At 63.1% G+C, this 7,868-nt stretch carries 10 protein-coding genes; 5 read left to right on the forward strand and 5 right to left on the reverse strand.

The annotated features are described in order from the left end of the window. Window positions 1–1,518: acyltransferase family protein (locus EOA29_RS18185; protein WP_145969698.1), on the forward strand; the 1,518-nt coding region annotated here is incomplete at its 5' end. A gap of 209 nt (window positions 1,519–1,727) precedes the next feature. On the opposite strand, the gene EOA29_RS18190 is transcribed toward EOA29_RS18185, so the two are convergent. After that, on the reverse strand, window positions 1,728–2,081 hold the full coding sequence (locus EOA29_RS18190; RefSeq protein WP_126094620.1) for a cupin domain-containing protein: 354 nt from the start codon (window positions 2,079–2,081) through the stop codon (window positions 1,728–1,730). A 355-nt stretch (window positions 2,082–2,436) separates the two neighbouring features. Between EOA29_RS18190 and EOA29_RS18195 the strand changes: the two genes are divergently transcribed. The 4 genes from EOA29_RS18195 to EOA29_RS18210 all read left to right on the forward strand — a co-directional run bounded on the left by EOA29_RS18195 (window position 2,437) and on the right by EOA29_RS18210 (window position 5,368). Then, window positions 2,437–2,754: a hypothetical protein gene (locus tag EOA29_RS18195; RefSeq protein ID WP_126095962.1), complete on the forward strand. Its 318-nt coding sequence runs from the start codon at window positions 2,437–2,439 to the stop codon at window positions 2,752–2,754. Window positions 2,755–2,909: 155 nt separating this feature from the next. Then, window positions 2,910–3,233: a hypothetical protein gene (locus EOA29_RS18200; protein ID WP_126094621.1), complete on the forward strand. Its 324-nt coding sequence runs from the start codon at window positions 2,910–2,912 to the stop codon at window positions 3,231–3,233. Between the two features lie 247 nt (window positions 3,234–3,480). Beyond that, the gene (locus EOA29_RS18205; protein ID WP_126094622.1) at window positions 3,481–3,828 is read left to right on the forward strand and encodes a hypothetical protein; all 348 of its coding nucleotides are present in this window, start codon (window positions 3,481–3,483) and stop codon (window positions 3,826–3,828) included. A 262-nt stretch (window positions 3,829–4,090) separates the two neighbouring features. Then, window positions 4,091–5,368 carry a DUF763 domain-containing protein gene (locus EOA29_RS18210; RefSeq protein ID WP_126094623.1) on the forward strand — a complete coding sequence of 426 codons (1,278 nt, stop codon included), beginning with the start codon at window positions 4,091–4,093 and terminating at the stop codon, window positions 5,366–5,368. A gap of 324 nt (window positions 5,369–5,692) precedes the next feature. On the opposite strand, the gene EOA29_RS18215 is transcribed toward EOA29_RS18210, so the two are convergent. The 4 genes from EOA29_RS18215 to EOA29_RS18230 all read right to left on the reverse strand — a co-directional run. Then, a complete protein-coding gene (locus tag EOA29_RS18215; RefSeq protein WP_126094624.1) occupies window positions 5,693–6,154 on the reverse strand; it encodes an SEL1-like repeat protein in 462 nt (153 codons plus the stop codon). A gap of 255 nt (window positions 6,155–6,409) precedes the next feature. Next, a complete protein-coding gene (locus EOA29_RS18220) occupies window positions 6,410–6,838 on the reverse strand; it encodes a hypothetical protein (protein ID WP_127221239.1) in 429 nt (142 codons plus the stop codon). Between the two features lie 52 nt (window positions 6,839–6,890). Further along, a complete protein-coding gene (locus EOA29_RS18225) occupies window positions 6,891–7,196 on the reverse strand; it encodes a hypothetical protein (RefSeq protein WP_127221240.1) in 306 nt (101 codons plus the stop codon). Between the two features lie 140 nt (window positions 7,197–7,336). Continuing rightward, on the reverse strand, window positions 7,337–7,868 hold a 532-nt coding region (locus EOA29_RS18230; RefSeq protein ID WP_127221241.1), incomplete at its 5' end, for a DUF6456 domain-containing protein.

Raw genomic sequence — 7,868 nt, forward strand, 5'->3', positions numbered from 1 at the left:
GAGCAGTTCTATCTCGCCTGGCCGGCGCTCTTGATGCTGGCGGCCTGGCTGAAGCCCGGCAAGCGGACCATCATGTTTGCGATCGGCATTGCTGGCCTCGTCTCCTTCGCGGTCTGCGCGTGGCTGACCCCCGTGTCGCAGCCCTGGGCCTTCTATTTCTCGCCGCTGCGCGCCTGGGAGTTCGCCGCCGGCGGGCTGGCCTCGATGGCGCCGGCATGGCTGCTGGAGAGGCGCCCGCGGCTTGCCCTGGCGTTCAGCCTCTGCGGGCTGGCGCTGATTGCTTTCGCTTACCTTACCTTCAGCGAGGAGGCTCCCTTCCCCGGTTTTCTGGCCCTGGTGCCGGTTGCCGGCACTGTCCTTCTGCTGCTGGCGGGCGCGGCCGACGCGAGGAGTGGCCCCAGCGCCCTCCTCGCGCTGCCGCCCTTGCAGTGGATCGGAAAACTTTCCTATTCGCTCTATCTGTGGCACTGGCCGGTCATCGTCTATGCCGGCATGCTGGTGGAGGAGCTGACGCTCGCCCAACGCCTGGCCTGCCTCGGGCTGACGCTGGCGCTTTCGGCACTGAGCTACCATCTCATCGAGAATCCGATCCGCCGCAACGGCTGGCTTATGGCCAATGCGGCGCGGGCGCTGGTGCCGGCCCTCCTCCTGACCGGCACCGGCGTCGCAGCCGCCTACGGCAATGCCGCGCTTGCGGTGCGCCACCAGAACCCCGAGCAGCGCAGCATCGCGGCAAGCGCCGCCGAACCCGCGACCGCGCGCGCCAAGGCCTGCGTCGAGGGCTACGACACGGTGACGCCGAAACCCTGTGTGTTCGGCAATGGCCAGCGCATGATCGCGCTGTTCGGCGATTCCCACGCCGATCATTGGTCGACGCCGCTGATCGAGGCGGGCAAAAAGAACGGCTACCGCGTCGAAACCTGGCTGAAAAGCTCGTGCCGTCCCTCGCGCTACTCCTACTTCGTCACGAAGCTCAACCGCGACTACCGCGAATGCGACCAATGGCGCGAGCAGGCGATCAAGGAGATCATTGCCGCGAAGCCTTCGCTGGTGGTGATCTCGGAGCTGGCGCTGACCTCTTCGCGCAAGATGGCGGAAGGCAAGGGCCAGCCGGACACGCCGGACGCCGTGTGGCGGGCCGGCCTGCGTTCGACGCTTACGAGCCTGAGCAAGGCCGGGCTGAAGATCGCCTTCATCCGCGACGTGCCGTTCAACGACGAGAACATCGACACCTGCGTGTCGCGCGCGCTGTGGCGCGACAAGGCGCCTTCGCTCTGCGACCAGACCCGCGCCGATGCCGCCAACGACAAGATGGCGGCGATCGAGCGCGAGATCGTCACCAGCGTGCCCAACGCCTCTTACGTCGACCTTACCGACCGCTTCTGCAACGCCACCACCTGCCACGTCTTCATCGACGGCCAGCTCGCCTTCCGCGACCAGCATCACCTAGCGACGCCGTTCGCGGAATCGCTGGAGCCGGAGGTGGAGAAAAGGGTGATTTCCAAGGTGGGGCGGTAGGCAGGTCGATCGAGCGCGTGATCTCCCCTTGCGGGGAGATGGCCGGCAGGCCAGAGGGGGGTGCTGTCCCGCCAGCGTGTCAACTGGAGAGGTTGCGACTCCCGATGGTTGAAGCCGTTATCGGAAGGGTTGGCGATCCTTCACACCCCCCTGCCCTGCCGGGCATCTCCCCCGCAAGGGGGTAGATCGGCAGTTTCGGCGAAGGCGCTCTATCCCACCACGACGACAAAATGCTTGGTCACCGGCTCGAGGATCTGCCAGGTACCCTTGAAATCGGCCTCGACCACGAAGGCGTCGCCGGGACCGACCTCGACCGGCTCGCCGCCATCCGGGGTGATGACGATGCGGCCGGCGATCATGTGCACGAATTCATAGTCGGTGTAGGTGGCATGGTAGGTGCCGGGCGAGGCGCGCCAGGTGCCCGACATCACTTTGCCGTCCTCGGCGGTGTGCTGGACGGCGGTCTGCATGGTCGGCCTGCCCTCGACGACGACCCAGCCCGGCAGATCGCCGGCCTCGGCATGCTCGACGGCGCCGAATTTGAGGATGGTGGGCTTGGTCATGGGCAGCTCCTGTGGTTGCCGGGATTGGCTGGGCGATTGAGTAGCCGACGGCGCCGGCGGGTACGCGCGGCGCCGCGACAGCAAGTGGCGGTATGGCGACGGCGGCGTCTATCTCCCCTCGTTGTTTTGGAAAGAGACGCAAGAAAGGGGATTTCGTAGGGCGCCGGCACCCTTTGTCGGAGGCCGGCGCTTTTCCCCTCACTTGCGATTTCTAGCACTTAGCCTTCGGCTAAGATGTTGAAATCGCTTTCTCTCCCACAGGAGGAGAGATAGGGCGATGCATTTTCCCGGGAACACCGTCCGCGCCGAAACCGTTTATTGCCTGAAGGGGCATCCATCGAAAGAGGAGGCAGCGATGAAAAAGCTTCTGTTTGCTTCGATGATCGCCATCGCCTCGGCGTTCGCGATCGCGCCGGCTAGCGCCGGCAGCGTCCAGTTCGGTATCGGCATAGGCCCGTCCTACGACCCCTATTACGGAGACGACTACTATGGCGGGTATTACCCTCATCGCTATTACCGACACATCTATGACGACGACTACTACACTCCCTATCGTGAGCGTTATGTGGTGCGCTATCATAACCGGTATTATGATGATAATTGCCGGATTAGGATCGTGAAACACTGGCGCCATCACCACCGCGTCATCGAACGAGTGCGTATCTGCGACTAAGGGCGACTGAGCGAAGCCGATAGCGATGGCTAATCTCCCAGGCGTAGGATTAGCCATCGCCGCCTGCTTATCTGCGCGATGGGGATATTAGCGATTGGGAACATAGGCTGCCTCCGAAGCGTTTATGAGGCGATCAACCTTTAAGGAGGAGGTCTATGAAAAAGCTCCTGCTCGCCTCCGTCGTAGCCATTGCGTCGGCGGCCACCTTGATCGGCCCGGCCAACGCCGGCCGCCTCGAATTCGGGATCGGCATCGGCGACGGTTATTACAATGACTATTATGACGACTACGGGCCCTACTATGGCGACTATTACGGCGATCGCTATATGTATCGTCCGTATTACGGCGAATATTACAGCTACAGGCCGCACTATTACTATCGTCAGCATTACTACTACCGGCACCACAGGCGATGCCATATCGAGTATGTGAGGCACCGCCACCACAGGTACGAGGCGATCCGCATCTGCAGGTATTGAGCCGGGTCGGCATTGGCTGATCTCCCCTCTTGAGGCGAGATCAGCCCCCTTGCAAATCCCGCCCAAAAGCCATCTACAAAGCCGGCATTCGTAACGGAAAGCACACGTCGCAGCGAAACGGCAGCGCCGACCTGCCGCTGCACACTCGGGCCGGTCTTCACATGCCACTGATATCCTGTGAACGCCGCGCAGGAAGCCTTTCGCCGGCCCGAGCGTTGTCATGGTGAACCTTCAGGAGGAGGTTGCCATGAAAAAACTGCTACTTGCTTCGGTGATCGCCGTTGCCTCCGCGGCAGCCACGGTCGCGCCTGCTGATGCACAGTTCTTCGGTCTTGGCGGCGGCTTTTTCGGTCCGTTCGGCGGCTTCGGCCCCTTTTACGGCCCGTATTACGGCGATCCGTTCTATGGCGGTCGCTATTACGGCCCGCGCTACTACGGCCCACGCTATTACGGCGGCTATTATCCCCGCTACACGATGCGTTATCCGTACCGCTACTACCGGCACCATCACTACCGCCATTGCCATGTGAGGTGGGTGAGGCACTGGCACCATCACCACCGCGTGCTGGAACGCGTGCGGGTGTGCCGCTATTGACGAGGTCGGCTGATCTCCCCCCTTGTGCCCCTTGTGGGGGAGATGTCGCCAAAGGCGACAGAGGGGTCACCGCGCGTGGAGCGCCAACGCCCTTCGCGGCAAAGAGACAAGGTGGAGGATTCTGGACGCCGGCGCTCCATGTGAGACGACCCCCTCTGGCCGCTTCGCGGCCATCTCCCCCCTCAAGAGGGGAGATTTGCACCCGCCTTGCAAATCCCTCCCGAAATGCCATCTAAGTCGCCGGCATCCACGGAGAATCGACGTGACGCAGCGAAGCGGCAGCGCCGACCTGCCGCTGCATGGCGGGCGGGTCCCGAAATGGCTGGGCGAGCGCATGACCAGGCTCGGCGCGGTGCTGTGCGAAGCCATCATCCACCACTACGGCCGCGACGAGCTTTTGCGGCGCCTGGCGCATCCGTTCTGGTTCCAGTCCTTCGGCGCCGTGATGGGCATGGACTGGCATTCCTCCGGCATCACCACTTCCGTCATCGGCGCGCTGAAACGCGGCCTCAATCCGATGGCCGGCGAGCTCGGCATCCATGTCTGCGGCGGGCGCGGCGCGCATTCGCGCAAGACGCCGGGTGAGCTCATCGCCATCGGCGACCGCGTCGGCCTGGACGGCGATGCCCTCGCCACCGCCAGCCGCCTCGTCGCCAAGGTGGACAGCGCCGCCGTGCAGGACGGCTACGACCTTTATCTGCACGGCTTCATCGTCAGCGATGACGGGCGCTGGGTGGTGGTGCAGCAGGGCATGAACGGCGATGCCCGCCAGGCGCGGCGCTACCACTGGCTGTCGGAGGGGCTAACGAGCTTCGTCGACCAGCCGCATGCCGCGATCGAGGGCGAGCGCCAGGGCGAGATCGTCAACCTCACCGACCATCGCGCGGAGAAAGCGCGCGGAGGCCAGGTCGCGCTTCTGAAGACCATGAGCCCGGAAAAGATCCTGAGCGAGCTTGCCGCGCTGGAGCCCCAAGAAACCGCGAAGCCCGAGCCCGAGCCGGCCGCGCAGCCGCTGCTCCCCAACCTCGTCATGCCCGCGCATCACGACGTGCGCGAGAGCGACATCGTCATGCGCCGGCTGCACGGCAACATCGCGTCGGCGATCGAAAGCGGCCCGAAGGATTTTCCCGAGCTGCTGCTTGTGCCCGGCGTCGGCCCGCGCACGGTGCGGGCCTTGGCCATGGTGTCGGAAGTGGTGCACGGCGCGCCCTACCGCTTCTCCGACCCGGCCCGCTTCTCGCTCGCCCACGGCGGCAAAGACCGCCACCCCTTCCCCGTGCCGCTGAAGGTCTATGACGAGACGATCGCGGTGCTGAAATCGGCGGTGGGGAAGGCCAAGCTCGGGCGGGACGAGGAACTGCAGGCGCTCAAGCGGCTGGACGGGGAGTCGCGGCGGATGGAGCGCTATGTGACGGGGCCGAGCTTGAAGGAGATTGTCGCCGGCGAGATGGACCAGTCGCATCTGCTCGGAGGGCGCAGCGTTTTCGGGTGGGAAAAGGGGCCGGAGGATGAGCCGGAGCCCCTGAAGAAGGACGCTTGAGGCGGCGTGGTGAAACGCCGCTGACAGAGGCTGTCGGTCGGCGCCGCCCCTCATTGCCCTGCCGGGCATTTCGCCCCGTATAGTGACGGGGAGAAAGGGGCTGTCATCACCGCTTTCGCCAATCTTCAGCGTCGAGAATGAGCGCCGGCGTCGCGACCAGCCCTCTTCTCCCCGTTCACGGGGAGAAGGTGCCGGCAGGCGGATGAGGGGCGGCGCCGGGCTTGTGGATGTGGAACTCAAGGCATTGCGTCTTTCAGAGTTTGGTCTTTTCCGGCGGCCAGCATTTCATCTGATGTTCGTCGCGGGGCAAAGAGGCGTCGTAGATCATTGGCGAGATAGGGAGAGCGCTAAGGCGGCCTCCTTGCTTCCAGCTTCAGCCGCCAACTTCAGCCACTTCACACTTTCGCCGGCGTCGGCTCTCACCCCGTCTGCCCCGGCGGCGTAGGCTTTTGCAACCATAAGCTGGTATGGCGCTGCTGGATCGGCGCCTTCCTCGGCAACCAACGGACCCCGCGGGCCAAGCCGATGGAACCAGTAAATCGCATCCGCATCACTCTTGTGGACCCCGCCCCATCCGTAGGCATAGATTGACCCGACGAGCATCTGGGCAGTTCCATCCCCAAGCTGCGCCAGCGGTTTCAGACTCGCCAATGCAGCGGCGCCATCCTCCCGCTTCAGCGCTTGTACACCTCGATCCATCTGGCTGTTTCGCAGCAACAGCAACCCCACGCCAATTGCCGCCACCACGACCAAGCCCATCAGGAGCCGAGCAATCAGTCTGGTCATGGACCTTGCCTTCATCTCCTCCTCTCGATCAGTCGCATGCCGGTCTCAGGCGTTACATAGTGGATCAGCCCTGCCTTTTCGGACAGCACCTTCCTTGGGGTACTCCTCGGAATATTCGTCGGTATCCATGGAGCAGACCACGACGCCTTAATTGCCTTCCCAGACGAGGATCTTGTCGCCAAGCCGGGCAAGGGTTCCATCGGGGTATTTCATGCAGGCCCTCGTACGGATGGCAATCGGTCTCGAAAAGGTAGGTCATGGTCGTGAATATCCCAACGCCGTCGCGAGTCTGGCGAAGGTCGACGTGTCCTGTGGCTCGCCATATGGCCTGATCAACTGCCAAAGGTCGTCGCTATAGAGCAGCAAAAGCTCCTCGGTGGCAGGAACCACTTCGAGATTATTAGGCCGGAGATAAAAGCCAATGCTGTCAACGCCATCCTTCGAGATCGCCTTGTAAGCGACCAGGAATTCGCCTTGCCTTGTTTGAAGCCCGTCATCCGAGGATCCATCGAAAGGCTCAACGATCCGGCATACCGTGCCAATAGCCGTCTGGCGCACATCCTCAACGGGATGCCCGTAATTGCCTTTCGACAAGGACAACACCTTGACGTAGCAGCCGATGAAAATGTCTGGTTTCATTCCAACTTCGACGGCGTCGGCACCTGTTGCTTTCCTATTGATCACAGCATGATCCAGTCAGAGGCGCCAGAGCCGGCAATATTCGACTGCTGCTATTCTAAACGAAAAGCTGCTTGCGCAGGTCGCCAATAGCCATTTGCAATGCTTCGTCGGCAGACGCGGCCTCATATTCCTTCTGGTCGATGGACAGGTTGGCGGCGAACTGGATTTCGTGATCGGCGCCGTCCTCGGGATAGTCGCCAAAGGTCGGCTTGATGCGGAATACGTCATATTCGAATAGCCTGATCCGGTATTTGCCTTGCTCGTGGGCCGGCTTCTGCGCTTCGAGGCGAAAGCGATAAATTGCTGTTTCGACGGTGAACTCCACCTCGACGGTCTTTTCCAGTTCCCAGAGCTTCGTCATTGAACGGTCACAGTGGAGCGAGTTGGCCGTTACCGACCGGCTGCTTCATCTTCAATCCGGTGTCTCCTTGGCGATCATGGACGCCATCAAACGAGATGGTGGGTGCGATATATTCTAAACCAAACCGTTTCTTGTGCCACTCACCCAGCCCGCCTCCCCATCATCATCCCGTAATGCACCGCCAGCAGGTCCAGCCCGACCTTCAGCAGCTTCACCACCACATCCCGCCCGTCGCCGGTGCGCTCGGCGAGCGCCTTCACCGACTGGCCTTCGAGGCAGATTTTGCGCACCACCTCGGCTACCTCCCAATGGGCAAGCGCGGCGGCGGCGTGGGCATGCGCGCGGCCGGCTGAAAGCACGCGGTCGGGGATGCCGCCGCCCACCCGGCCGCTGTCGACGCGCTCGCTCCAGGATTGCGGCTGCAGGCCTTCGCGGGCGGCGCGCTCGAAATCGTCACGGAAGCGCCCTCCTGCCTCGCGCTGCTGGCGGGTGAGCGAGGTGATGCCGACCAGCGGATCGACGTTGCGCAGGCGCACGATGCCGCCGGCAGGGGTGTAGCCGCCATTCGACACCTCGTAGACGCGGCGCGCCTCCGCCGTGCCGGGGGTGAGGCGCTGGCGACCGAAGGTGTCGGGCTTCAGCGCGAAATCATGGCCGATCTCGCGGCGGATG

The organism is Mesorhizobium sp. M1E.F.Ca.ET.063.01.1.1, assembly GCF_003998155.1.
Classification (GTDB): Bacteria; Pseudomonadota; Alphaproteobacteria; order Rhizobiales; family Rhizobiaceae; genus Mesorhizobium.